The following is a 23,981-nucleotide window of genomic DNA, read 5'->3' as shown; positions in this document are numbered from 1 at the left end:
CTGCCTTTGTGTAACGCAGACTTGGTCCGGGAACACCAACCAACGGATGCGGGGACAGGCCCCCGATCCCGGAAGGGGATGTTCAGATGGGCACCGCTACCGCCATGTGTCGTCCGCACGCCGAATACCCCGAGTTGTCGAGCGCGTACAGCGCCGCGCTGCTGGCCGGCGGCGGGTGCCTGCGGGACGGACCGGTCGGCCGCGTCGGCCTCGAACTCGAGGCGCACTGCTTCGATCTGTCCGACCTGACGCGTCGTCCCGGCTGGGATGAACTGACCGAAGCCGTCGAGGCCGTATCGCAGCTGCCCGGCGGCAGCACGATCACCATGGAGCCCGGCGGCGCCATCGAACTGTCGGGTCCGCCGCTGGACGGCGCCGGGGCCGCCATCGCGGCGATGCAGGCCGATCAGGCCGTGCTGCGGGAATCGTTGCGGCGCCGCGGGCTGGGCCTGCTGCAGGTCGGCGCGGATCCGCTCCGGCCGCAGGCGCGGGTCAACCCCGGCGGTCGGTACCGGGCCATGGAGGCGTTCTTCGCGGCCGGCGGAACCGGTGCCGCCGGGGCCGCGATGATGACGTCGACCGCCTCGCTGCAGATCAATGTCGACGCCGGCCCGCGCGAGGGCTGGGCCGACCGCGTTCGGCTGGCCCACGCCCTGGGCCCGACCATGATCGCGGTGTCGGCGAGTTCGCCGATGCTGGGCGGCGAATTCACCGGATGGCAGAGCACGCGCCAGCGGATCTGGGGCCAGCTCGACACCGCCCGCTGCGGACCGGTTCTCGGCGCCAGCGGCGATGATCCCGCCAACGACTGGGCGCGTTACGCGCTCAAGGCGCCGGTCATGCTCGTGCACTCTCCGGAGGCCGAACCGGTCACCGAATGGGTGCCGTTCGCCGACTGGGCGGACGGGCGGACGCTGCTCGGCGGCCGCCGCCCCACCGAGGCCGACCTCGACTACCACCTCACGACGCTGTTCCCACCGGTTCGGCCGCGGCGCTGGCTGGAGATCCGCTACCTCGACGCCGTGTCCGACGAGCTGTGGCCCGCTGTGGTGTTCACCCTGGTGACGCTGCTGGACGATGCCCGGCTGTCGAAGATCGCCTGGGAAGCAACGGAATCGGTTGCCACCGCATGGGATCAGGCGGCGCGGGTGGGACTGGCCGATCCGCGGCTGCAGGCGGCCGCGGTGCAGTGTGTGGAAGCGGCCGCCGAGGTCGCGCCGCCAGACGTGGCGGGCTCGATGGACCGGCTGCTGCGGCAGGTGCGGCAAGGGCGTAGCGCGGCCGATGATTTCGCGGACCGGGTCGTCGCGCACGGAATCGATTCGGCGATCACCGGGTTGGCATGTGATGACCGGCTGAAAGGTGGGGTGTGAGTACGCGCGAGCTGTTGGCCCGGGGGCTGACCAGGGCCCGGGACCGGACTCTGGCCCTCGTCGAGTTCGACGACGCCGAACTGCTGCGCCAGTACGACCCGCTCATGAGCCCGTTGGTGTGGGACCTCGCGCACATCGGTCAGCAGGAAGAACTGTGGCTGCTGCGCGGCGGCGACCTCAATCGTCCCGGACTGCTGCCGCCCGACGTGGACAGCCTGTACGACGCGTTCGTGCATTCGCGCGCCAGCCGGGTGTCCCTGCCGCTGTTGCCGCCGACCGATGCGCGCGCCTTCTGCCGCACCATCCGGTCCAAAGCCCTTGATGCCCTTGACCGGGCGCCCGACGAGGCCGGTGCCCAGTTCCCGTTCGCCTTGGTGATCAGCCACGAGAACCAGCACGACGAGACCATGCTGCAGGCCCTGAACCTGCGCAGCGGCCGGCCGCTGCTGGGGCCGGGCGCCGTCCTGCCGCGGGGGCGTGACGGCGTCGCCGGTACCTCGGTGCTGGTGCCCGGCGGACCGTTCGTACTCGGCGTCGACGAGGCCGACGAACCTTTCGCGCTCGACAACGAAGGCCCCGCGCATGTCGTCGACGTGCCGTCGTTCCGGATCGGCCGGGTGCCGGTCACCAATGCCGAATGGCGCGAGTTCATCGCCGACGGTGGCTATCGGCAGCCCCGATGGTGGTCGGCGGCCGGCTGGGCGCATCGGCAGCAGGCAGACCTGGTGGCGCCACAGTTCTGGAGTGCCGACGGCACCACGCGGGTCCGGTTCGGCCATGTCGAGGAACTGCCGCCCGACGAGCCCGTGCAGCACGTCAGCTTCTACGAAGCCGAGGCCTACGCCGCCTGGGCCGGCGCGCGACTGCCCACCGAAGTGGAGTGGGAGAAGGCCTGTGCCTGGGATCCCGTCGCCGGGGTGCGGCGCCGATTCCCTTGGGGTGCAGCCGAACCCGATGCGAGCCGGGCAAATCTCGGTGGGGATGCGCTGCGCCCGGCACCGGTGGGGTCCTATCCGGAGGGAGCCTCGGCCTACGGCGTCGAGCAGCTGCTCGGCGACGTGTGGGAGTGGACCACCTCGCCGCTGCGGCCGTGGCCGGGATTCACGCCGATGATCTACGACCGCTATTCGCAGCCGTTCTTCGACGGCACCGGCAGCGGGGACTACCGGGTGCTGCGCGGTGGTTCCTGGGCGGTGGCGGGCGACATCCTGCGCCCCAGCTTCCGTAACTGGGACCACCCGATCCGCCGCCAGATCTTCTCCGGTGTGCGGCTGGCCTGGTCGGGTGACGAGGAGCGCGGCTGATGTGTCGCCATCTGGGCTGGCTCGGCGACCCGGTCCCGGTGTCGTCGCTGATCCTGGAACCCGCGAACGGGCTTCTGGTGCAGTCGTATTCGCCCCGACGGCAGAAGCACGGGTTGCTCAACGCCGACGGTTGGGGCGTCGGCTTCTTCGACGGTGAGACACCCCGCCGCTGGCGCAGCGCCGCCCCCCTGTGGGGTGACGCGTCGCTGGCGTCGGTGGCGCCGGCGTTGCGCAGTGGATGCGTGGTGGCCGCCGTCCGGTCGGCCACCGTCGGGATGCCGATCGAGCCGTCGGCGTCGGCGCCGTTCACCGACGGCCAGTGGCTGTTGTCGCACAACGGCGTCGTCGACCGGGCGGTGCTGCCGGTCTCGCGGACCGCGGAATCGACGGTCGACAGCGCGATCCTGGCCGCCCACATCTTCGCCGAGGGACTGGACAACCTGGGAGACACCGTGCGCCGGGTCGGGGAGTCCGATCCGTCGGCACGGCTGAACATCCTGGCCGCCAACGGATCCCGGATGCTGGCCACCGTGTGGGGCGACACGCTGTCGATACTGCGCCGGCCCGACGGGGTGGTGCTGGCCAGCGAGCCCTACGACGACCACCCGGACTGGCAGGACATCCCAGACCGTCACCTCGTCGAGGTGACGGCCGCCGGCGTCGCACTGACACCATTGACCTGAAGAAGAGGACCACGATGACACCGAGCAAGACGGCACCGCTGCTGACCAACCATCTCGCCGCCGACTGGGCGCCGCGTGCGCTGCGGCGTGATGTCCGGGATGGCTTGTCGCAGTCGCCGAAATCGTTGCCGCCCAAGTGGTTCTACGATGCCGTCGGCAGTGACCTGTTCGATCAGATCACCCGCCTGCCCGAGTACTACCCGACGCGCACCGAGGCGCACATCCTGCACGAGGCGGCCGGCGCGATCGTGGCGGCCTCCGGCGCGGACACCCTCGTCGAGCTCGGCAGTGGCACGTCGGAGAAGACGCGCATCCTGCTCGACGCGTTCCGGGACGCCGCGGCGCTGCGCCGGTTCGTGGCGTTCGATGTCGACGAGAACGTGCTCAGCGCCGCGCTCACCCAGTTGTCCGACGAGTACGACGGCGTCGAGATCAGCGGCGTGCGAGGTGATTTCGAGCAGCACCTGGGCGAGTTGCCGGTCGTGGGCCGGCGGCTGATCGTGTTCCTCGGGTCGACGATCGGCAACCTGACGGCCGGCCCTCGCGCGGAGTTCCTGGCCAGCCTGGCCGCGGCGATGCGGCCGGGCGACACGCTGCTGCTCGGCACCGACCTGGTGAAGGACATCGCCAGACTGGTGGCCGCCTACGACGACAGCGCCGGGGTCACCGCGCAGTTCAACCGCAACGTCCTCGCGGTGGTGAACCGGGAGCTGGATGCCGATTTCGATCTCGACCGCTTCGAACATGTGGCACGATGGAACACCGAAAACGAGCGTATCGAGATGTGGCTGAGGTCCGTTGCCGCGCAACGGATTCAGATACGTGAGCTGGATCTGTCGGTGGAGTTCGAGGCGGGTGAGGAGATGTTGACCGAGGTGTCGTGCAAGTTCCGCCCCGAGGGCGTCGCCGCCGAGTTGGCGGCCGCCGGGCTGCAGCAGACCGACTGGTGGACCGACCCCGCCGGGGACTTCGGGCTGTCGCTGGCGGTCAAGCCGGACCTGCGGACGTGACCGGGGCCGACTCCGCCGTCGCGCGTCTGTGGCGCGCTGCCCGGCCCACACCGGCGGGCCTGCATCTCGACAACGCCGCCTGCTCGCGGCAGAGCTTCGCCGTCATCGACGCGGCGGCCCAGCATGCCCGGCTGGAAGCGCAGGTCGGCGGTTATGTCGCCGCCGAATCCGCAGAACCCGTGTTGGAGGGCGGCCGGGCGGCGGTGGCCACGCTGACCGGGATGTCCGCCGGCGACGTGGTGTTCACCACGGGTTCCAACAATGCGCTCAACCTCCTGCTCAGCAGTTGGGACGGCGAGAAGACCGTCGCCTGTCTGCCGGGCGAATACGGCCCCAACCTGGTGGTGATGGAAGCCAACGGATTCACCGTCCGCGAGCTGCCCGTCGACGGCCAGGGGCGTCTCGACGTCGAAGTGGCGGTCGCGCTGATGCAGGGTGACCCGCCGGCGCTGGCCCATCTGACGGCGCTCGGCAGCCACCGCGGGGTGGCCCAGCCATTGTCGGAGTTCGTGGCGGCGTGTCATGCGATCGGTGTGCCGGTGGCGGTGGACGCGGCACAGGCGCTGGGTCATCTGGACTGCGCGGTGGCTCCCGACGTCATCTACGCGTCGTCGCGGAAATGGCTGGCCGGGCCGCGCGGCGTCGGGGTGCTGGCGATCAGTTCGTCTGTGTCGCACCGGCTTCGGCCGCGCATTCCCTTGCCGGAATGGGGGACACCGCTGCCGGTGCTGAAACGGCTTGACCTCGGTGAGGCCAATGTGGCTGCCCGCGTAGCCTTTTCGAAGGCCCTCGAAGAACATCTGGTGGCCGGTCCGGAACTGGTGCGGGCGCGGCTGGCCGAGGTGGGACGCCTGACACGCACCGCGCTGGCCGGATTGTCCGGATGGCGCGTGGTCGAGGATGTCGATGAGCCGACGGCCATCACCACGCTCGAGCCGACGCGTGGCGCCGACCCGAACTCCGTGCGCACCAAGCTGATTACCGAACACCACGTCGTCACGACCGTGGCCGGCGTCGAGCGGGCGCCGTTCGAGATGAAGATTCCGGTGCTGCGGGTCTCGCCGCATGTCGACATCACCGAAGACGAACTGGAGTCCTTCGCCGGGGCGCTGACCGCCGCGTCGACCTGACCGTCAGGCCTTGTGCGCCGTGAGCAGGAATGCCGGCATCTTCATGCGGCCCTTCTCGTCGAGGGCGTGGGGCGGCATCTCGAAGGTGGGCTGGTCGGGGCCGCTGGGCAGCCGCGCGGGCATGTTGGCATGGATGAAGGCCGGGCGGATTTCGTCGATGGCCCAGTACTTGCCGACGGCCTCGCGCAGTTCGTCCTCGGTGACCTCGTTGGGCTTCTGGTCGGCCTCGGCGGGGAACGCGCCCTTGGCGAACACCAGGATGTAGTACTTGGCGCCCGGCGCGGCGGCGCGGAACACGGCCTGCTGGTAGGCGTCGCGGGCTTCCACGGGAAGCGAGTGGAACAGCGTGGAATCCAAGATGGTGTCGAAGCGGCCGTCGAATCCGGTGAACGACGTGATGTCGTCCTGGACGAATGTCGCGTTGGTCAGGTTCCGTTCGGCGGCAGCCTGTTTCGCGGCGGCGACCGCGGTGGGGGAGAGCTCGATACCGACCACGTTGTGTCCCGCCGCGGCCAGCGCGAGGGCCAGCTCCGCGTGGCCACAGCCCGCGTCGAGCACGTCACCGGTGACCTTGCCCGCCGCGATCAGCGCGGCCAACTCCGGCTGGGGTTCACCGATGTTCCACGGCGGCGGTCCATCGAATCCGCCCTCTTCCCGGTAGGCGCTATCCCAGTCCATCACTTCGTTGGATTCCGTCATGGGTCCAAAGTACGCCGCGGAATTGGCCGCAGATCTAACGTCGGGTGGCGACCGCGATCTGCGGTGTGCACACGCCGCCGCGCAACTCAATGTCGACGCCGGCGGCGTCGGCCAGCGCCCGCAGCGCAGCCGGACTGTAGGCCCGCAGTGAGCTGATGACGCCGTCGTGCACGAATGGCACGAACGGGGCCAGCGGCAGCATGGTGGCCAGCCGCAGGAGATGCAGGGGCGACGGTGGCCGGGGCAGGTCGATGATGAGCAACTTGTCCGCCACCCGGGTGCCCTCGGCCAGCACCTGGACGGCGGCGGACGGCGGCAGATGGTGGAACGACAACGCGAAAACGGCCAGGGCATAAGCACTGTCGGCCGCGTCGATGGCTGTCGCGTCCATGCCGCGCACCGTCGCGCGCGGATCGGAACCCAGGTCACCCGCGGTGATGGCCGCAACCGAGTCCGGCTCGAGATCGGTGACCGTGAGCGTTGCCGTGGGGTGCATCTCCAGCACCTTCTTCGACAGACCCCCGTGCCCGGCCCCCAGTTCGAGGATGCGGGGATCGGGGACGTCGGCGACTTCGTCCATGACGATGTAGGCGAAGCGCTCGTGGAGGCCGAACCAGTTGCCGGTGAGCTCCAGCGCGCGCACGACACTGCGTTTGATCGCGGGGTCGACGTCGTCACGGTCGAGGTATTCGGGCTGGTCCGTCTCGAGCGCGCGATCGAGGCATGACGCGCGCGGACCGCCGCGCGGCATGCGGTCGATGTCGGCGCTCATCCGAGTGCCTCGGTCAACGTGGCGGGCACCTCGATGTCGGCCACCGCGAGGTTCTCCTCGAGATGCGTGACGGAGGACGTGCCCGGGATCAGCAGCATGTTGGGCGCCGCGGCCAGGGTCCAGGCCAACGCGACCTGCGCCGGTGTCCGGTCGAGTTCGCTTGCCGTCTTGCGGATTTCGGGGTGCCCGAGCACCGGGTTCTCCGGATTGAACGCCGATCCCAGCGGGAAGAAGGGGACGAACGCGATGTCGCGCGCGGTGCAGGCGTCCAGTACCGGCTGAGAGGACCGATCGAGGAGGTTGTAGGCGTTCTGGACACAGACGATGTCGGTGCGCTGCAGCGCGATCTCGAGGTGTCCGAGGGAGATGCTGCTGAGGCCGATGCCGCCGATCAGCCCCTCGTCGCGCGCGGCGATCATGGTGGTGAGCTGACGGTCGAACAGGTCCCGGTCGACCTCGCCCGGCGCGCTGGGATCGCCATCGGGTCCCATGACCCGCAGGTTCACCGCCGCGAGCCGGTCGGTGCCGAGGGTTTCCAGGTTCTGCTCGATCGCGGACCGCAGTTCGTCGGGCTGCTGTGCAGGGAGCCAGCCGCCGGCGTCGTCCCGGCGGGCGCCGACCTTGCTGACCAGCGCGAGGCCCTGCGGATAGGGATGCAGGGCCTCGCGGATCAGCTGGTTGGCCACGTCGGGGCCGTAGAACTGCGCGGTGTCGATGTGGTTGACGCCGAGTTCCACCGCGCGTCGCAACACGGCGAGCGCCTGGTCGTGGTCACGTGGTGGGCCGAAAACGCCGGGCCCGGGCAGCTGCATGGCTCCGAATCCGATCCGGTGGACCTGGTGCTGACCGAGCGCGTACGTCGTCATGCAGCCAGGCTAACGCTAGTCGGACTCGCCGAGAATCTGGTAGATCTCGCGGCGGGCGTTGTTCACGATGTCCAGGATGCGTTGCTGCTGTTCGGTATTCGCGGAGTGCACCGACTGCGCGACGGCGCCGAACAATTGACCGAGCGCGTTGCGCAGGTTCAAGGCGGCCGGGTCGGCACCTTCGGCGATCTCTTCCCAGGGGGCGGTCTCGATCGCGTCGGCGGCGGTGCGGCCGTCCTCCGTCAGCTCGAAAGTCTTTTTGCTGCCATGACTTTCGGCGGGCTTGATGAGGCCCTCGTCCTCCAGCAGTTGCAGGGTCGGGTAGATCGAGCCCGGGCTGGGCTTCCACAGACCGTCGCTGCGCGCGGCGATCTCCTGCGTCATCTCGTAGCCGTGCATCGGCCGCTCGCTGAGCAGCTTGAGGATCGCGGCCCGGACATCGCCGCGCCGGCTGCGACCACTGGCACGTCCGCGGCCACCGTGACGGCGTCCGCGGGGGCCGCCCGGTCCGAAGGGGCCGGCACCGAAGCCGGGGCCGAAGCCAGGTCCGAAACCGAAACCTGGACCGAAGCCCGGTCCGAATCCGAAGCCGCCCTCGCCGCGGTGATCCCGCACGTGGTCGCGGAACTGTTCGCGCATCTCCCGACGGGCTGCGCGGCGTTCGTCATGCCGTGCGCGCCGGTCGGCGGGACCGACGAACGGCGAACGGTCGCCGGGCGTGAAGCCGAAGCCACCGCCGGGGGAGGGACGATTGAAGGGGCCGCCGTCGAACGGGCGGCCGGGTGGGGTGAATGGGGTTTCCATAGATGTGTTCTCTCTTTCGGCGGGAGGCGCTCTGTGCGCCTCCGATGCATTAACGATATATCGGAAACTATCGGGTTGCAACAGTCCGCTGGGAGTTGGCTGCGTCACGCCCGCCCCGGAGCCGCCGCGTTTAGGGTGTGGCGATGGCGATGACGTGGCTGGACGAGCCGGCCCAGGTGGCAGCCGGCTGACGATGGGCGACTTCGGATTCCATGCCCTGGCGCTGGTGGCCGTCATCGGCCTCGTGGGGCCCCTGCTGGCGGCCGTGCCGAAGCTGCGGGTGCCCTTGATCGTCGGCGAACTTGCGGCCGGAATCGTCGTGGGCCGCACCGGTTTCGGCATCGTCGACGCGGACAACCCGACGTTCGTGCTGCTCGCGGACATCGGGTTCGCGCTGGTGATGTTCATCGTCGGGACCCATGTACCGGTGCGCGACAAGTCATTACGGGGTGACCTCCCCCGAGCACTGTTGCGGGCGGTCGTGGTGGGCGCGTTCGCCGCGGCGTTGGGCACGGTCATCGCCCACCTGTTCGGCACGGGCCACGCCCCGCTGTACGCGGTCCTCATGGCGTCGTCCTCGGCGGCGCTGGCGCTGCCGGTCATCCAGTCCCTGGGGTTGACGGGACCGCCGGTGCTGTCGGTCACCGCGCAGATCGCGATAGCCGACGCCGCGTCGATCGTGTTGTTGCCGTTGGTCATCAATCCGGCCGGTGCCCCGCGCGCGGCGGTGGGCGTCCTCGCGATCGCCGCGTGCGCGGTCCTCCTGTACTTCTTCCTGCGGTACGAAGCCAAACGCGGGTGGCTCAAGCGGATGCACAAGTACTCGCACAGCCGGCACCTGGCGCTCGAGCTGAGGATCAGCCTGATCGTGCTGTTCGGCCTGGCTGCGCTGGCGAAGTCGACGCACGTGTCGATCATGCTCGCGGGTTTTGCGCTGGGCCTGTGCCTGTCGGCGATCGGCGAGCCGCGCCGGCTGGCGCGCCAGTTGTTCGGCATCACCGAGGGGTTCTTCGCACCGTTGTTCTTCGTCTGGCTCGGCGCATCGCTGCAGGTGCGAGAACTCGGTGCGCACCCGGACCTGATCGGGTTGGGTGTGGCGCTGGGTGTGGGGGCGGTGCTGGCGCATCTCAGTGGCCGGCTGTTCGGGCAGCCGCTGTCGCTCGCGGTGCTGGCGGCCACGCAGCTGGGTGTTCCGGTGGCCGCCGCCACGTTGGGGACCCAGCAGCAGCTGCTGAGTCCCGGCGAGCCGTCGGCGCTGATTCTCGGCGCGCTGCTGACCGTCGTGGCGACGTCGGTGGCCGGCGGGATCGCCCGCCGCCGGCAGGCAGGCCTCTTGCCAAAATAGGTCAAACGACCTATTTTGAAAAAATGACCGATGAGCTGAATTTCGATGCGCAGGGCCCAGTCCTTCTCGTGGGTGGATACGGGGTAGTAGGCGCCGAAGTGGCGCGCATGGCGGCGCCTTCGCTGCCGCTACTGCTCACCGGTCGTACCGTGGCACGCGGTCGAGCGCTGGCCGCGGAAACTGGTGCGGAACTGCGGGCCTGGGACCTTGCGGACCCCGCCGCGTTCCGGACCAGGGTGCGTGCGGTGGTCGGATTGGTCAACGATCCGGATGACCGGGTCCTGCGCGCGGCGATCGCGGGCGGCGTCCCGTTCGTGGACGTCACGCGCTGGACCAACCGGTTGCAGCGTGCGGCTACCGTCGCCTCGATGCTGCACCCGACCGCGCCAGTGCTGCTGTCGTCGGCCTGGATGGGTGGCGTCACCAGTCTGGTCGCGGCCCACCTGGCCGATCAGCTCGGCGGCGCTGACCGTGTCGAGGTGGCGATCCGCTGGGATGTGCGCGACCGGGCCGGCGCCGATTCGGTGGAGTTCATGGATCGCCTCGGCCTGGACTTCGAGGTGATCGAGAACGGGTTCCGCCGGACGGTGGCGCCGCTCAGCGATACCCGCCGAATCCATATCGGAGACAACCTCACCCGGGTGGCTCGCATCGACACGCCAGAGCAGTTCACGCTGCCGCTGTCGCTCGGTGCCACCACCGCCACCACGCGCATCGGCTTCAGCTCCGGCGCATCCACCGCGGCGCTGCTCGCGGTCAAGCGCCTGGGGTTGTTCCGGTGGGGCCGCGGCGAACGCTTCGCCGACGTGCGCCGGTCACTGCTGTACGCGCCGGGAGAGGGCGGCGTCGCGCAGGTCCGGGTCGACGTGGCGCGCGGCGGGCTCACCAGGAGCGCGGTCGTGACGGATCCGGCCGGCCAGGCTCACCTCACCGCCGTCGGCGCGCTTCTCGGAGTAAACCGGATCCTGGGGCTGGACGGCGCCCCCGTGCGCCCGGGCGTCGGCTTCCCGGAGCAGACACCGACGCCTGCCGCCGTTCCGGCCATGTTGGCGACGTGCGGTGTCGCGGTGCAGATCGACGAGGCCGAGCAAACCGGTCACGCTGCGTGAGCGAGCCGCCGACCGAGACCAGCCCCACCGCCCGGACCGCGAAGGGCGCGCAGCGCAGAGCTGAGTTGCTCGACGTCGCCGAAGCGGTGCTCGTCGAATCAGGGCAGGGCGAACTGACCATGCGCGCGGTCGCCGCCGCCGCGCAGGTTCGGCTTGGGCATCTGCAGTACTACTTCGCCAGTCGCGGTGAGCTGGTCACAGCCGTGTTGAATCGCACTCTCGAACGCAGTCTGGAACGTCTCACGCCGGTGTTGTCGTCGCTCGATCAGCCGGTATCCGAGCTGGTTCGAACCCTGCTCGCCGAGCACAGCAACCAACGACTCGTGCGGATCTATACCGAGATATGGGCGTTGGCGGCGCGCGACGTGTCGATAGCCGAAGCGGTTCGCGGTTTCTACGCCACGTATCAGGACCATGTTGCTGCGCTCATTTCCGCGCGGAGTCCGGAAATCTCCCCGGAGACCGCTCGCGCGAATGCCCGCATCGTCACCATGCTGATCGAAGGTGCCGCACTGTTCCGCTCAGGCATTGCCGGCCATGCCGACCCGGTCACTGACGACGCGTTGATCACCGCCGCCACCGGCCTGCTCATGCCGGGCGCCGTCACACGCGGCGGGCGGCGGCCACCCGAACGGGCGAGTTAGCGGTACGCGCAAGCGAGTACCGACGCACCGTCTCAGTATGTGGACGCAGGTTTGCTGGGGTTCGTCCCGTGAAGGCCGTCCGCGGCTATGACTGACGCGCGCGCAAGTTATGCGTAGCGTAATTTGCTGAAACTGCAATTCTTCGACGTCTCGGGTTTGTGGCATGTTGTTCGACCCGGCTGCCGCCGGGTGTGACGTGGGTCTCGCCATACTGTGAACTCGCTGTGACGTGAGTGGCTGCGATTTGGGCGGTTCTCCTCAACCAATTTGCTGAATTGGTAGCGCAGCTAACTTGCCCGCTGGAGTAGCAATCTAACGAGGTTGACAATTTCCTGACGGGTCGATTTTGGTTAGCTGGGAAATGTGTAGGTTCGTTAAAAATGCCTATCTACTAGGGGTAAATTTCTGCGCCACACGGGTGTCGCGATAACTGGGAGGACTCAAATGCAGCTCACAATGAAGCCGTATGTCACTGCGGGCATTGCCCTCGCAGGAGCGAGCGTGATTGCTGTGGCGCCGGTGGTGCCGCAGACTCCAACGCATCTGCCGGCCGTTCCGCACGTGCAGGTTTCCGATGTGCAGCTGACGGCATTGGTCAACCCGATCGTGGCACTGGGCAACATCTACAACGCGCTGGCCGAGACCGTCGGGCAAACCAGCTACATGGTGGAGACCAGCGTGAACCCGCTGGTGCGCCAGGTGGTGCTCGACGCCAACTACGGCGTGCAGCAGGGCATGCAGTTGATCGGCAACATCACCGGCGCGACGTTCACCCTCGGTGGCGCGTTGCCGGGCACCCTCGTCAACGTGTTGGGGAACCTCGGCACGCTCAACGTCAACGGCGCCATCGACTCGCTGGTGGGTGGTCTGCTCCCGGGCGGGCTGCAGTTGATCACCGGCATCAACGGGCCGGTGCAGAACATCCTGCAGCAACCGTTGGCCGTGGCGGAGGCCATGGTGCCCGCGGTGCTGGATTCGGTGACCGCTCTGGTCGCCGGCCTGGCGATCTCGACCGTCGGAATCGGCTGCGGCTCGTGCCTCGGAACCACGCCGGTGGTGCAGCAGGTGGTCAAGAGCGTGACGGGAATCCTGCAGTCGGTGCTCACTCTGAATCCGGGCACCATCTACAACGGCGTGCTCAACAACGTGGTGAGCCTGGTGCAAAACATTCAGAAGAATGTCACCGATTTTGAGACCGGCACTGTTCCGTACATCGTCAACCGGATCATCACGGCGCTGAACGTGAACCCGAACGCACCGGGCGGCGTCACCGTCCCCGTCGCCGCAACGACAACTGCCGCTCTGGCAGCGGCGCCGGCGGCCGAGACCACGAAGACGGCCACGGAGTCCTCTGCCGCCGGTTCGACCGACACGGCGACGACGAAGAAGGCAGCGACGGCGACCGCGGCGACCTCGACCGAGGCAGCACCGCCGACCGACGCGGCGAAGGACACGTCCAGCAAGGACGCCGACGCCAAGGCTGCTGACACCAAGGCCGCTGACTCCAAGGCGGCGGACGCCAAGGATGCCGATGCCAAGGGCGCCGACGCGAAGGGCACCGACGCCACGGACGCGACCAAGGCCGCCGACACCAAGGCGACGGACACCAAGGGTGCGAACAAGGATGCCGACACCGTGACCACGCCCAAGGACACCGCGCCCAAGACCAAGAAGGCGCAGAACCCCGTGTCCAAGGTCGCGAAGTCGATCGCAGGCGCCATCAAGGGCGCCACCAAGGCTCCGAAGGCGCCGAAGGCGGCCAAGGGCGAATCCGGCAGCAAGTAACTCCTACGCGACTGTGGCCCCACCGCCGAAAGGCGATGGGGCCACAGTGCATTCAGGGTTTACTGCCGGGCGCGGAAGGCGGCGCCCACGATCGCCGCGGCGATCAGAACCAGCGTCGCGGCGGTTGCCGCAGTGGCGCCGATCCCCGAATCGAAGGCGACGCGTGCCGACTCCATCAGGTGGTTGCCGAGCTCGGCGGGCAGGGTCCGGGCCACCGAGATAGCGCCGCCGATGCTCTCGCCGGCGTCGGCCGACTGCGCGGGTGACAGGGCGCCGGGCAGTTCGACGTTCGCGCGGTAGAACGCGGTGAACATGGTGCCCAGCCCGGCGGTGCCGATCACCGCGCCCAGCTCATAGGCGGTCTCCGACACCGCGGACGCCGCGCCGGCCTTCTCCGGCGGCACCGACGCCACGATGGTGTCGTTCGAGATCGTCTGCGACACACCGACACCCAGCTCCAGCACGGTGAACGACGCGATGACGCCGACCATCGTCAGGTCGTGACGGAACAGCACGATGAGCAGGAAGCCGGCGGCCACCAGGAGCAGACCGGTGACCATCAGCGTCTGCGGCGCGAACCGCTTGGTCAGCCGCACGACGGCGATGCCCGCGATGGTCGAGGCCGCCGCTCCCGGCAACATGACCAGCGCGGCGGTCAGCGGGGCCAGTCCGAGTACCAGCTGCAGGTGCTGCGAGACGAAGAACAGGAACCCGATGAGGCCCACCATCGACAGGAAGTTGGCCAGGATCGACGCCGTGAACGGGCCGTTTCGGAACAGCCGCATGTCGAGAATCGGTGTGGCACTGCTGTTCTGCCGACGCACGAACCAGACGCCCGCAGCGACGCCCAGGGCGACGGCCGCCAGCGTCACCGCCGAGACGCCGTCATGTGCGGAGGTCTTGATCGCCCACACGATCGGCAGCATGGCCACCAGTGACAGCAGCACGCTCAGCGCGTCGATCGGGCCCGGGTTCGGGTCCCGCGATTCCGGCACCAGCTTGGGTGCCAGCACCAGCAGCGGCAGCAGGATCGGCACGGCGATCATGAAGACCGCGCCCCAGTGGAAGTGCTGCAGCAGCAGGCCACCGACGATCGGGCCCAGGGCCGAGCCGGCCGCGAAGCACGACGCCCAGATGGCGATCGCGAGCCGGCGCGACGTGGCCTCGGTGAAGATGTTGCGGATCAGTGACAGCGTCGACGGCATCAGCATGGCGCCGAACACGGCGAGTGCGGCGCGCGCGGCGACCAGGTACCCGGCGCTGGGCGCGAATGCCGCGGCAGCCGAGATGACGGCGAACCCGACGGCGCCGATGAGCAACAGCCGGCGCCGGCCGAACCGGTCACCGAGGCTGCCCATGGTCACCAAAAGTGTTGCCAGCACCAGTGAATAGATGTCGACGAGCCACAACTGGGTGGCGGCCGACGGGCGGAAGTCTTCGGCGATGCGGGGCAGCGCGAAGGCCAGCACCGTGTTGTCGATGGAGACGAGCAACACGGGCAGCATCAGCACTGCCAGCGCCCACCAATGGCGTTGCGGGGTCCGGTTCGTCACCTCGTTGGTGACGAGACTGGTGGACATGAGAACTACCTAACTTGTTGAGATGAAAGCAGATTCGTGGGGATCAGGACTGATCCGGGGTGATGGTGCCGGCCGTCAGGCTGGCCATGATGGCGTCGACGATCTCGACCCGCGGCGCGATGTTCCGGCGCAGTGCCTCATATCCGGCGTCGAGCAGGGCCCAGAAAACCAGGCGCGGCCACTCCGGTGGGCTGGTCTGCGGTCGTGCCGAAACCCGCGCCAGCACTTCGGCTATCGCCTCGTCGCCGGTATCGAGGATCGCGGACAACTCCGGATCAGCCACGATGGTCGGCTCGTTGTAGACGAAGGGCACGATGGGTCCGAGGTCCAGCTGGGATTCGACCACCCGGCGCAGCGCGGCGAGTGGGGGACCACAGGCCGGCTCGGCCTTGTCGATGGCGGCGTTGCACATCTCGTGCACGTACAGCGCGACGGCGCGGATCAGCTCGGACCGCTCGGGGAAGTACCGGTGCAGGGTGCTGCGGCCGACGTTCGCGGCGGTGGCGATGTCGCTCAGCGACGCCGCGGGATTGGTCGCCAGGACGGCGGTGGCGGCATCGAGAATCGCCTTCCGGGTGCGCGACCGCACGCCAGAGTCGAACGATTTCAATTCAGCCATGTGTCAAAAGTAGCACGATTAGCCGAAAATGGGACATTGATGTCCCAATATGAGGCTCGTGAGAGTGATCACGTCGCGGCGGGGACGTCGGTGGTGACGAGCTGCGCATGGGTCACTCGGTCGGAGTGGGCCGGAGGAGTGCGTAGCGTCAACCATCAGGCGCATGCGGCTCCGCTGATTGAACCCAGGTACTTATTTCGGGCGGCAGGGGTCCCTGAGCGCGGTAACCACGGGCAGTTCGTAGTCACGATTGCACTCACGTACTTTTCCGGCGGGATTCGCCGGTGATGGCACGGACCGACCTCGTCGCTGGGCAGGTGCCCGCAACCGAACGGCGAGCCCGGAAAAGAAGAAGGCCCCGACCAGATTTCCCTGGTCAGGGCCTTGCTCACTTGTCGGGGTGGCGGGATTCGAACCCACGACCTCTTCGTCCCGAACGAAGCGCGCTACCAAGCTGCGCCACACCCCGCGTGAAGCTTCGACAGCCTATCGCACGGGTGCCCTCAGAAGCCAAACGGCCCTAGCCGGGAGAGATAGCCGCTGGTGGGCGGGGTTAGCGGCGAAGATCACGTCCATTCACGGGATGGATTTTTGCGCAACGTGCGTTAAAACGGGTAACTCTGATGAACGGCAACCGAACGCCAGAAAGCGAGGAACGAACATGACCGGATTGGGAGCCTTGCTCTACTGCGGATTCTTCGGTCTGGCGGCGCTGTGGCTGTTCGCGACTTCTGACTACCGGGCGGCCTGGCTGGGCCGTCAGGATCACTCCCAGCGGCCGGAGCGCTCGAATTCCGCCAGCGCCGCTGCGGCGTCGGCCGAGTCCAGCCCGCGGCTGCTGACCCACGCGTCGTCGAAGTAGGTGTCGGCGTAGCGGTCACCGCTGTCGGCGAGGAGCGTCACCACCGACCCACTGCGGCCCTGCGCCACCATCTCGGCCAGGAGCCCGAACGCACCCCAGATGTTTGTCCCCGTGGACGGCCCCACTCGTCGGCCCAGCACCTTGCTCACGTGCCGCGCTGCGGCCACTGAGGCCGCGTCCGGCACGCACACCATGGCGTCCACGACGCCGGGCAGGAACGACGGCTCCACCCGCGGCCGGCCGATGCCCTCGATGCGCGACGACGCCCCGGTGAACACTTCCCGGTCGCCTGTGGCCCACGACGGATAGAACGCCGAATTCTCCGGGTCCACCACACAGAGCCGGGTGGCATGGCGCCGGTAGCGCAGGAACCGCCCGATCGTGGCGCTGGTGCCGCCGGTGCCCGCACCGACCACGATCCACTCCGGAATCGGATGGGCCTCGTCGCGCAGCTGCGAGAAGATCGACTCCGCGATGTTGTTGTTGCCCCGCCAGTCGGTGGCGCGCTCGGCGTTGGTGAACTGATCCAGGTAGTGGCCGCCCGTCTCGCGCGCCAGGCGCTCCGCCTCGTCGTACACCTGTGACGACTGCTCGACGAAATGGCAACGGCCACCCTGATTTTCGATGAGTTCTATCTTGGCCGCGCTCGTCGACGACGGCATCACCGCGATGAACTCCAGCCCCAGCAGCGCCGCGAAATACGCCTCGGACACCGCGGTGGACCCGGAGGACGCCTCGATGACCGTCGTGTGCGGACCGATCCAGCCGTTGCACAACCCGTACAGGAACAGCGACCGGGCCAGCCGGTGTTTGAGGCTGCCGGTGATGTGCGTGCTCTCGTCCTTCAGATACAGCTGGACGTCGACGCTCGCGCTCCAGGCAGCGGGCAACGGATAGCGCAGGAGATGGGTGTCGGCGCTGCGCCGGGCGTCGGCCTCGATGAGGCGCACCGCGTTGTCGACCCAGCCGCGGTCGACGCTGCGCTCCGCCACCGGCGAGGTCACCGTGCCGAGACGGCCGGCTGCGTCATGTCGGCGCCGATACCGGTGTGCCCACCGCCGGTGGGCGCGGCCACCAGCGTCAGCAGCGTCACCTCGGGCCGGCAGCAGAAGCGGACCGGCGTGTACGGCGAGGTACCCAGACCGGCCGACACGTGCAGCTGCGTGTGGGCACCCCAGCGGGACGGGCCCTTCACCCGGGAGGTGTCGATGTCGCAGTTCGTCACCAGCGCGCCGTAGAACGGCACGCACAGCTGCCCGCCGTGCGTGTGGCCGGCCAGCACCAGCTGGTAGCCGTCGTCGGCGAAGCGGTCCAGCACGCGGGTGTACGGCGCGTGGGTGACGCCCAGCGACAGGTTGGCCGCTGGGTTGGGCCGTCCGGCGATGGTGTCGTACCGGTCGCGGTTGAGGTGCGGATCGTCGACCCCGGCGACGGAGATGAGCTGCCCGTTGACTTCGATCTCGCGCCGCGTGTGGGTCATGTCCAGCCAGCCGCGCTCGGTGAACGCCGCGCGCAGGTCCTGCCACGGCAGCGGCCGCCCGGTGATTCGCTTGTGCTTGCTGAACAGGTAGTTGGCGGGGTTCTTCGGCTTCGGCGCGAAGTAGTCGTTGCTGCCGAACACGAACACACCGGGCACCGCCAGCAGATCACCCATCGCCTGCACCACGGCCGGCACCGACTTCGGGTGCGAGAGGTTGTCGCCGGTGTTGACCACCAGGTCGGGCTCCCAGCGGGCCAGCTCGCGCAGCCACGCCTGCTTGCGACGCTGCGCCGGCATCATGTGCAGATCGCTCAGATGCAGCACCCGCAGCGGCGACGAGCCGGGCGTCAGCACCGGCATGGTGACCTCGCGGACCACGAACGCGTTGCGCTCGATGAGCGACGCGTAGGCGAGGCCCGCAGCCAGGGTTCCGGCGACGGTGACGGCTGCGTTACGGGCGATGGCAGACATGCAGGCAGCCTACTTGCTCAGCGCGAGAGTTGGCCCGTTGTCGCTGGTCATCGTTAGAAAGCCCACAGGGTTGGCTTAGGTCGTTCTGAGGTTTCGGCCGGGCCTATGGGGGCGGGGGACCGAGGACCGGCACGGTGATGGGCGGCAGGCCCGGAATCTCCACGACCGTCGACCCGATCTGCACCGGCGGCAGGCCGTCGAGGCCCGGAATTCCCACTGGCGGTGGCGGCGGTGGCGGCGGCGCGATGCCATTGCTGACCTGGATCGTGATGATCGAGCCGGGGATGGTCTGCCCCGACGGCGACGTTCCGACCACCTGCCCCGACGGCGCGGTGCTGTTGACCCACGACGGCTGCGCCGACAACTGGAAGCCGGCTTCCTTGATGCGGTTCTGCGCCAGGTCGAGGTCCATACCCGCGACGCTCGGCACCTTCGAGCCCGGCCCGCCGTCGACATAGCGCGGGTCGGTCGGCGGCATCACCACGTTGGGTGGCGTGAACTGCTTCATCGCCGTGAACCAGGTGCGGGCCGGCTCGTGGCCGCCGTAGAGATCACCGCGGCCGCACTGGCGCAGCGGGAACGAGCACAGGTCGGACGGGGTGGGCGAGTCGTCGTAGATGTAGTTGGCGGCGGCGTAGGCACTGGTGAAGCCCAGGAACGCCGACGACCGGTGGGCCTCGGTGGTGCCGGTCTTGCCCGATACCGGCAAGGTCCAGCCCACCGACTGTGCGGCCGCGGCGCCGGTGCCGCTGATGGCGTCCTTGTTCATCGCATTGGCGAGGGTGTTGGCCAGACCCTCGGGGACCGCCTGCTCGCAGGTCTGGGTGGTCACCGAGACCTCGTTGCCGTGCCGGTCGAACACCTTGTCCACCGGGTTGGGCGGGCACCACGTGCCGCCCGACGCCAGCGTCGCCGCGACGTTGGACAGCTCGAGGGCGTTGACCTCGAACGGTCCCAGGGTGAACGAGCCGATGTTCTGGCGCTTGATGAAGTCGGCCAGGCTCTCGTTGCTGTTCGGGTCGTACGGGCGGGCGGTGCCCGGCGCGGCGTAGGACCGCAGCCCCAGCTTGACCGCCATGTCGACGGTCCGCGGGACACCGATCTGCGAGATGAGTTTGGCGAACCCGGTGTTCGGCGACGACGCCAGCGCTTCGGTGACGTTCATGCTGCCCCGGTAGCGGCCGTCGTTCTCGACGCACCACTTGTCCTTGGGGCAGCCCTTGGCGCCACCACTGCCCAGGCCCTTGGCCTCGAACCGGCCGGGCACGTCCAGCTGCGCGTTGATGCCCATGCCCATGTCCAGGGCGGCGGCCGTGGTGAACAGCTTGAAGATGGAGCCGGCGCCGTCACCGACCAACGAAAACGGTTGTGGCTGCATGGTTTCCCCGGCCGCGGTGTTCAGGCCGTAGGTCCGGTTGCTGGCCATCGCCACCACCTGGTGGTTGTCCTTGCCGGGGCGGATGACGCTCATGACGCTGGCGATGCCGTCGATGGACGGGGACGCGATGCCGTCGATCGACGACTTGACCGAGTTCTGGATGTCGGGGTCGATCGTCGTGCGGATCAGGTAGCCGCCCTTGGCCACCTGGTCCTTGCTGATGCCGGCCTTCGACAGATAGTCGAGGACGTAGTCGCAGAAGAAGGCGCGGTCACCGGCGGCGATGCAGCCGCGGGGCAGCTGGTTGGGCTGCGGCAGGATGCCGAGCGGCTCGGCCTTGGCGGCGCGCAGGGCGTCGGCTTCCTGGGGGACGTTCTGGATCATGGTGTCCAGCACCAGGTTTCGGCGTGCCAGGGCGCCGTCGGGGTTGACGTACGGATCCAGTCCGCTGGTCGACTGCACCATGCCGGCGAGCAGCGCGGCCTGCTGCCAGTTCAGCTGGTTGGCGTTGATGCCGAAGTACGTCTGGGCGGCGTCCTGGATGCCGAACGCGCCGTTACCGAACGACACCAGGTTCAGGTAGCGCGTCAGGATCTCGGACTTGGTGAACGTCTTGTCCAGGGTCAGCGCCATCCGGATTTCGCGCAGCTTGCGTGCCGGGGTGGTCTCGATGGCGGCCCGCCGTTCGGCGTCGCTCTGCGCGACCACGAGCAGCTGGTAGTTCTTCACGTACTGCTGCTCGAGGGTCGATCCACCACGCGTATCGGCGGAGCCGGACATGTAGCCCGACAGGCCCGTCAGCGTGCCCTTCCAGTCAACCCCGTTGTGCTCGGCAAACCGTTTGTCCTCGATCGAGACGATGGCCAGCTTCATGGTGTTGGCGATCTGATCGCTCGGAACCTCGAAGCGACGCTGCGAATACAGCCACGCGATGGGGTTGCCCTTGGCGTCGACCATGGTGGATACGGCGGGCGCATCACCTTCGACCAGCTGGGCCGAACCGTTGGCGACGACGTCGGATGCCCGGTTGGACATCAGGCCGGCACCCCCGATGAGCGGGAACATCATCGCGGCAAGCACCACGGCGGCGAGCAGAACGCACCACGTCAACTTGATGACGGTGACCGCGGTCGGCGGACGGTTCTGCGGTCGCTCGGACATGGGGTACAGCCTAGCGACCGTGGTGGCCAGCAGCTGAGTGCTGGTCGATTACCACGTCCCCAGGGCATCTAGGTGGCTGCGACACGGGCAAAAATTAACGTTTGGACACACGTCCCAAAAAAGCGGCCCCAGACCCATTGCGCAATAGGCCCCTGACCACCTAACTTGAACACACAATGCGATCTAGGTAACACTACTAGCCGCAATGTGGCGTAGATCGCATCAGCGACCTACTCGGGAGGACTCGGCCGTCGGGAGACGGTGTGACGAAGGGATCGCTGGTGACAGGTACACAGCCAGTAGTTCGCGCGACAATCGCTCCCAAGGCCGGAAACGGCGCGATGCAGGGTGTGGTCCAACCTGAAGCCGAAGCCAGGATCGCCTGGGTTTCGCAGGCCCGATGCCGGCAGGCCGACCCCGACGAGCTGTTCGTCCGGGGCGCCGCACAGCGCAAGGCCGCAGTCATCTGCCGGCACTGCCCGGTGATCGTCGAGTGCGGCGCCGACGCCCTCGACAACCGCGTCGAGTTCGGCGTGTGGGGCGGCATGACCGAGCGTCAGCGCCGCGCCCTTCTCAAGCAGCACCCCGAGGTGGTGTCCTGGGCCGAGTTCTTCGCGACCCAGCGCAAGCACCGCAACGCGGTCTGATTTTCCTTCTGACACAACAGAAGTCCGCAGTTTTCTGCGGACTTCCGTTGTTCGGGTTCGGGCTTACGCCTTGACGATGTCGCCGGTGATCTGATCGGCGATGGCCCGCAGCGCCTCGAGGTCTGACACCTCGAACGGCAGTGACGGCACGCCCACCAATGCCACGTGCGGGTTGGCCCCGGTGAACCGCGACAGCAGCCGCACCTCACGCTTGGAGATGACGGTGCGGTTCGCGTGGATCCGCAGCGTCGCCGCGGCCAGCGCGTCGGCGTCCTGGCCGGACTTCTCCAGCTTGCCCGCCGCCTCGTCGGCGGCATCGGCGGTGAGGTCGCACAGCATGGGGTGCGTGCGGTTGAGGATCAGGCCGGCCAGCGGCATCTGCTCCTGCGACAGCCGGTCGACGAAGAACGACGCCTCGCGCAGCGCGTCGGGCTCGGCGGCCGAGACCACGACGAACCGGGTGCCAGGGCGCTTGAGCAGTTCGTACGTGCGGTCGGCCTTCTCCCGGAAACCGCCGAACGTCGAGTCCAGCGACTGGACGAAACTGGCTGCGTCGGAGAGCATCTGCGAACCCAGCACGGTGGACAGTGCCTTCATCGCCAGGCCCATGGCGCCGGTGACGAGGCGGCCGATGCCGCGGCCCGGTCCGAGCAGGAGCTTCCACAGACGGCTGTCCATGAAGTTGCCGAGGCGCTTCGGGGCGTCCAGGAAGTCCAGCGCGTTGCGCGACGGCGGGGTGTCGACGACGACCAGATCCCACTTGTCCTCGGCCAGCAGCTGGCCGAGCTTCTCCATCGCCATGTACTCCTGCGTGCCCGAGAGCGACGTCGCGACGGTTTGGTAGAACTGGTTCTCCAAGATCGCGTCGGCGCGGTCCTCGCCGGAGTACTGCACCACCATCTCGTCGAAGGTGCGGCGCATGTCCAGCATCATCGCGTAGAGCTCGCCCGGTACCTCCGGAGCCAGCGGCACCCGCTGCGGGGTGTTGCCGAGGTCCTTGATGCCGAGGGCCTGCGCCAGGCGCTTGGCCGGGTCGATCGTCAGCACCACGACGGTGCGGCCGTACTCGGCGGCCCGCAGCGCCATCGCGGCGGCCGTGGTGGTCTTGCCGACGCCGCCCGCGCCGCAGCACACCACTACGCGGTTGGCGGTGTCCGACAGGATCGCGTGCATGTCGAGCTTCAAGGGTTTGCCGCTCATTTGGTGCCAACCCCTTGCTGCTCGAGTGCTTCGGCGAGTTCGTACAGGCTGCCCAGGTCGACCCCGTCGGGCAGGGCGGGCAGTTCGAGGCGGGGCACTTCGAGGGCGTCGAGCGCCTCGGCGCTCTCGGCGCGCGCCATCATGCGCGTCGCGTGCTGGATGGTCTCGGTCAGCAGTCCGGCGAAGTCGGTGTCGGACAACGTGATTCCCGCGTCGGCCAGTCCCGCGCGTACCGCGTCGGCGTCGACGACGCCCTCGGCGGCCTTCGCCAGATCGTCCTGCGACAGGTAGGCCGGGATGTTGCGGTTGACGATGACGCTGCCAATCGGCAGCTCCAGCTCCCGTAGTTCCTCGATGGCCTCCAGCGTCTCCTGCACGGGCAGCGCCTCCAGCAGCGTGACCAGGTGGATGGCGGTGAGCTCCGAGTGCAGCAGCTTCACGACGCCGTCGGCCTGGGAGTGCACCGGCCCGCCCTTGGCGAGATCCGAGACGGCCTTGGTGACGTCGAGGAAGCGCGAGATACGGCCCGTCGGCGGGGCGTCGACCACGACGGCGTCGTAGGGCCGCTGTCCCTTCAGTTCCTTGGCGGTTTTGCCGTTGCGGACGACGACCTCTTTGATCTTGCCGGTGAGCAGGACGTCACGCAGGCCGGGCGCGATCGTGGTGGCGAACTCGACCGCGCCGATGCGCTTCATGGCGCGGCCGGCGATGCCGAGGTTGTAGAACATGTCCAGGTATTCCAGGAACGCGGCCTCGGTGTCGATGGCCAGCGCGTTGACCAGCCCACCGCCCTCGGCGGTGGCGATCTTCTGCTCCCCGTACGGCAGCGGTGGCACGTCGAAAAGCTGGGCGATGCCCTGCCGCCCCTCGACCTCGACCAGCAGGACGCTGCGGCCGCCTGCGGCCAGCGCCAGCGCCAGCGCGGCAGCGACGGTGGTTTTGCCGGTACCGCCCTTGCCGGTGACGAAATGGAGGCGCGCCTGGTCCAGGCGCGCGGGCCAACCGGTATGGGTTTGGCCCGTCGATTCGGAGGTCACCCCAGCATGTTAACCATGCGGT

General features: G+C 68.4%; 21 protein-coding genes and 1 tRNA gene. 10 read left to right on the top strand and 12 right to left on the bottom strand.

The genetic code is table 11. The features are described 5' to 3' along the window. Window positions 1-86 precede the first annotated feature (86 nt). The 5 genes from egtA to egtE are packed head-to-tail and all read left to right on the top strand — an operon-like array spanning window position 87 to window position 5,500. Window positions 87-1,373 carry an ergothioneine biosynthesis glutamate--cysteine ligase EgtA gene (gene egtA, locus H289_RS0111820; RefSeq protein ID WP_020101006.1) on the top strand — a complete coding sequence of 429 codons (1,287 nt, stop codon included), beginning with the start codon at window positions 87-89 and terminating at the stop codon, window positions 1,371-1,373. Beyond that, a complete protein-coding gene (gene egtB / locus H289_RS0111815) occupies window positions 1,370-2,677 on the top strand; it encodes an ergothioneine biosynthesis protein EgtB (RefSeq protein ID WP_020101005.1) in 1,308 nt (435 codons plus the stop codon). Before egtA ends, egtB begins: the two co-directional genes overlap by 4 nt. After that, on the top strand, window positions 2,677-3,360 hold the full coding sequence (gene egtC, locus H289_RS0111810) for an ergothioneine biosynthesis protein EgtC (protein WP_020101004.1): 684 nt from the start codon (window positions 2,677-2,679) through the stop codon (window positions 3,358-3,360). Before egtB ends, egtC begins: the two co-directional genes overlap by 1 nt. A gap of 14 nt (window positions 3,361-3,374) precedes the next feature. Continuing rightward, the gene (gene egtD / locus H289_RS0111805; RefSeq protein ID WP_020101003.1) at window positions 3,375-4,370 is read left to right on the top strand and encodes an L-histidine N(alpha)-methyltransferase; all 996 of its coding nucleotides are present in this window, start codon (window positions 3,375-3,377) and stop codon (window positions 4,368-4,370) included. After that, window positions 4,367-5,500 (top strand): ergothioneine biosynthesis PLP-dependent enzyme EgtE, encoded by a 1,134-nt coding sequence (gene egtE / locus H289_RS0111800; RefSeq protein WP_020101002.1) that lies wholly within the window; start codon window positions 4,367-4,369, stop codon window positions 5,498-5,500. The genes egtD and egtE overlap by 4 nt, the downstream gene beginning before the upstream one ends. Before the next feature lie 3 nt (window positions 5,501-5,503). Here the strand turns inward: egtE and H289_RS0111795 are convergent, their stop codons facing one another. From H289_RS0111795 to H289_RS0111780, 4 genes are read right to left on the bottom strand one after another with little or no spacing between them, the layout of a single operon-like run. Then, window positions 5,504-6,199 (bottom strand): class I SAM-dependent methyltransferase, encoded by a 696-nt coding sequence (locus tag H289_RS0111795; RefSeq protein ID WP_020101001.1) that lies wholly within the window; start codon window positions 6,197-6,199, stop codon window positions 5,504-5,506. A 34-nt stretch (window positions 6,200-6,233) separates the two neighbouring features. Next, window positions 6,234-6,971 (bottom strand): class I SAM-dependent methyltransferase, encoded by a 738-nt coding sequence (locus H289_RS0111790; protein WP_020101000.1) that lies wholly within the window; start codon window positions 6,969-6,971, stop codon window positions 6,234-6,236. Next, window positions 6,968-7,837, bottom strand: coding sequence for an oxidoreductase (locus tag H289_RS0111785; protein ID WP_020100999.1), 870 nt, complete (start codon window positions 7,835-7,837; stop codon window positions 6,968-6,970). The genes H289_RS0111790 and H289_RS0111785 overlap by 4 nt, the downstream gene beginning before the upstream one ends. 15 nt (window positions 7,838-7,852) lie before the next feature. Then, the gene (locus tag H289_RS0111780; RefSeq protein WP_020100998.1) at window positions 7,853-8,641 is read right to left on the bottom strand and encodes a PadR family transcriptional regulator; all 789 of its coding nucleotides are present in this window, start codon (window positions 8,639-8,641) and stop codon (window positions 7,853-7,855) included. 193 nt (window positions 8,642-8,834) lie between these two features. Between H289_RS0111780 and H289_RS0111775 the strand changes: the two genes are divergently transcribed. The 4 genes from H289_RS0111775 (at window position 8,835) to H289_RS0111760 (ending at window position 13,524) form a co-directional block, all read left to right on the top strand. Continuing rightward, entirely contained in the window at window positions 8,835-9,986 is a 1,152-nt protein-coding gene (locus tag H289_RS0111775; protein ID WP_020100997.1) for a cation:proton antiporter, read from the top strand. Between the two features lie 23 nt (window positions 9,987-10,009). Beyond that, window positions 10,010-11,095, top strand: coding sequence for a saccharopine dehydrogenase family protein (locus H289_RS0111770; protein WP_020100996.1), 1,086 nt, complete (start codon window positions 10,010-10,012; stop codon window positions 11,093-11,095). A gap of 65 nt (window positions 11,096-11,160) precedes the next feature. Then, window positions 11,161-11,739 (top strand): TetR family transcriptional regulator, encoded by a 579-nt coding sequence (locus tag H289_RS0111765; RefSeq protein ID WP_081633392.1) that lies wholly within the window; start codon window positions 11,161-11,163, stop codon window positions 11,737-11,739. 501 nt (window positions 11,740-12,240) lie between these two features. Beyond that, window positions 12,241-13,524: a hypothetical protein gene (locus H289_RS0111760; protein ID WP_155944107.1), complete on the top strand. Its 1,284-nt coding sequence runs from the start codon at window positions 12,241-12,243 to the stop codon at window positions 13,522-13,524. A gap of 59 nt (window positions 13,525-13,583) precedes the next feature. On the opposite strand, the gene lfrA is transcribed toward H289_RS0111760, so the two are convergent. The 6 genes from lfrA to ponA2 form a co-directional block, all read right to left on the bottom strand. Next, window positions 13,584-15,104, bottom strand: a complete 1,521-nt coding sequence (gene lfrA, locus H289_RS0111755; RefSeq protein ID WP_020100993.1) for an efflux MFS transporter LfrA — start codon at window positions 15,102-15,104, stop codon at window positions 13,584-13,586. Window positions 15,105-15,147: 43 nt separating this feature from the next. Then, window positions 15,148-15,723: a TetR/AcrR family transcriptional regulator gene (locus H289_RS0111750; RefSeq protein WP_020100992.1), complete on the bottom strand. Its 576-nt coding sequence runs from the start codon at window positions 15,721-15,723 to the stop codon at window positions 15,148-15,150. Between the two features lie 395 nt (window positions 15,724-16,118). Further along, window positions 16,119-16,192, bottom strand: a tRNA-Pro gene (locus tag H289_RS0111745). Between the two features lie 296 nt (window positions 16,193-16,488). After that, complete coding sequence (gene cds1 / locus H289_RS0111740) at window positions 16,489-17,589, bottom strand: L-cysteine desulfhydrase Cds1 (protein WP_020100991.1); 1,101 nt, start codon at window positions 17,587-17,589, stop codon at window positions 16,489-16,491. Then, window positions 17,586-18,536, bottom strand: coding sequence for a metallophosphoesterase (locus H289_RS0111735; RefSeq protein WP_020100990.1), 951 nt, complete (start codon window positions 18,534-18,536; stop codon window positions 17,586-17,588). Before H289_RS0111735 ends, cds1 begins: the two co-directional genes overlap by 4 nt. A 103-nt stretch (window positions 18,537-18,639) precedes the next feature. Beyond that, window positions 18,640-21,075 (bottom strand): transglycosylase/D,D-transpeptidase PonA2, encoded by a 2,436-nt coding sequence (gene ponA2 / locus H289_RS0111730; protein ID WP_020100989.1) that lies wholly within the window; start codon window positions 21,073-21,075, stop codon window positions 18,640-18,642. Between the two features lie 341 nt (window positions 21,076-21,416). Between ponA2 and H289_RS0111725 the strand changes: the two genes are divergently transcribed. Next, window positions 21,417-21,722 (top strand): WhiB family transcriptional regulator, encoded by a 306-nt coding sequence (locus H289_RS0111725; RefSeq protein WP_020100988.1) that lies wholly within the window; start codon window positions 21,417-21,419, stop codon window positions 21,720-21,722. A 63-nt stretch (window positions 21,723-21,785) separates the two neighbouring features. Here H289_RS0111725 and bagB read toward each other — a convergent pair whose 3' ends face one another. Both bagB and bagA read right to left on the bottom strand, forming a co-directional pair. Then, window positions 21,786-22,922 carry an ATPase BagB gene (gene bagB / locus H289_RS0111720; protein WP_020100987.1) on the bottom strand — a complete coding sequence of 379 codons (1,137 nt, stop codon included), beginning with the start codon at window positions 22,920-22,922 and terminating at the stop codon, window positions 21,786-21,788. Further along, window positions 22,919-23,959, bottom strand: coding sequence for an ATPase BagA (gene bagA, locus H289_RS0111715; RefSeq protein WP_020100986.1), 1,041 nt, complete (start codon window positions 23,957-23,959; stop codon window positions 22,919-22,921). Before bagA ends, bagB begins: the two co-directional genes overlap by 4 nt. Between the last annotated feature and the right edge of the window lie 22 nt (window positions 23,960-23,981).

It is taken from the genome of Mycobacterium sp. 360MFTsu5.1 (assembly GCF_000383495.1).
GTDB lineage: Bacteria > Actinomycetota > Actinomycetes > Mycobacteriales > Mycobacteriaceae > Mycobacterium > Mycobacterium mucogenicum_B.
This window is presented reverse-complemented; position numbering and strand designations above follow the sequence as displayed.

Coding starts and splice junctions, on each gene's coding strand:
- egtD (WP_020101003.1), top strand. CDS start 3,375: ATGACACCGAGCAAGACGGCACCGCTGCTGACCAACCATCTCGCCGCC.
- H289_RS0111785 (WP_020100999.1), bottom strand. CDS start 7,837: ATGACGACGTACGCGCTCGGTCAGCACCAGGTCCACCGGATCGGATTC.
- H289_RS0111770 (WP_020100996.1), top strand. CDS start 10,010: ATGACCGATGAGCTGAATTTCGATGCGCAGGGCCCAGTCCTTCTCGTG.
- H289_RS0111735 (WP_020100990.1), bottom strand. CDS start 18,536: ATGTCTGCCATCGCCCGTAACGCAGCCGTCACCGTCGCCGGAACCCTG.
- egtC (WP_020101004.1), top strand. CDS start 2,677: ATGTGTCGCCATCTGGGCTGGCTCGGCGACCCGGTCCCGGTGTCGTCG.
- H289_RS0111750 (WP_020100992.1), bottom strand. CDS start 15,723: ATGGCTGAATTGAAATCGTTCGACTCTGGCGTGCGGTCGCGCACCCGG.
- H289_RS0111780 (WP_020100998.1), bottom strand. CDS start 8,641: ATGGAAACCCCATTCACCCCACCCGGCCGCCCGTTCGACGGCGGCCCC.
- bagB (WP_020100987.1), bottom strand. CDS start 22,922: ATGAGCGGCAAACCCTTGAAGCTCGACATGCACGCGATCCTGTCGGAC.
- H289_RS0111775 (WP_020100997.1), top strand. CDS start 8,835: ATGGGCGACTTCGGATTCCATGCCCTGGCGCTGGTGGCCGTCATCGGC.
- H289_RS0111790 (WP_020101000.1), bottom strand. CDS start 6,971: ATGAGCGCCGACATCGACCGCATGCCGCGCGGCGGTCCGCGCGCGTCA.
- H289_RS0111795 (WP_020101001.1), bottom strand. CDS start 6,199: ATGACGGAATCCAACGAAGTGATGGACTGGGATAGCGCCTACCGGGAA.
- H289_RS0111725 (WP_020100988.1), top strand. CDS start 21,417: ATGCAGGGTGTGGTCCAACCTGAAGCCGAAGCCAGGATCGCCTGGGTT.
- ponA2 (WP_020100989.1), bottom strand. CDS start 21,075: ATGTCCGAGCGACCGCAGAACCGTCCGCCGACCGCGGTCACCGTCATC.
- egtA (WP_020101006.1), top strand. CDS start 87: ATGGGCACCGCTACCGCCATGTGTCGTCCGCACGCCGAATACCCCGAG.
- lfrA (WP_020100993.1), bottom strand. CDS start 15,104: ATGTCCACCAGTCTCGTCACCAACGAGGTGACGAACCGGACCCCGCAA.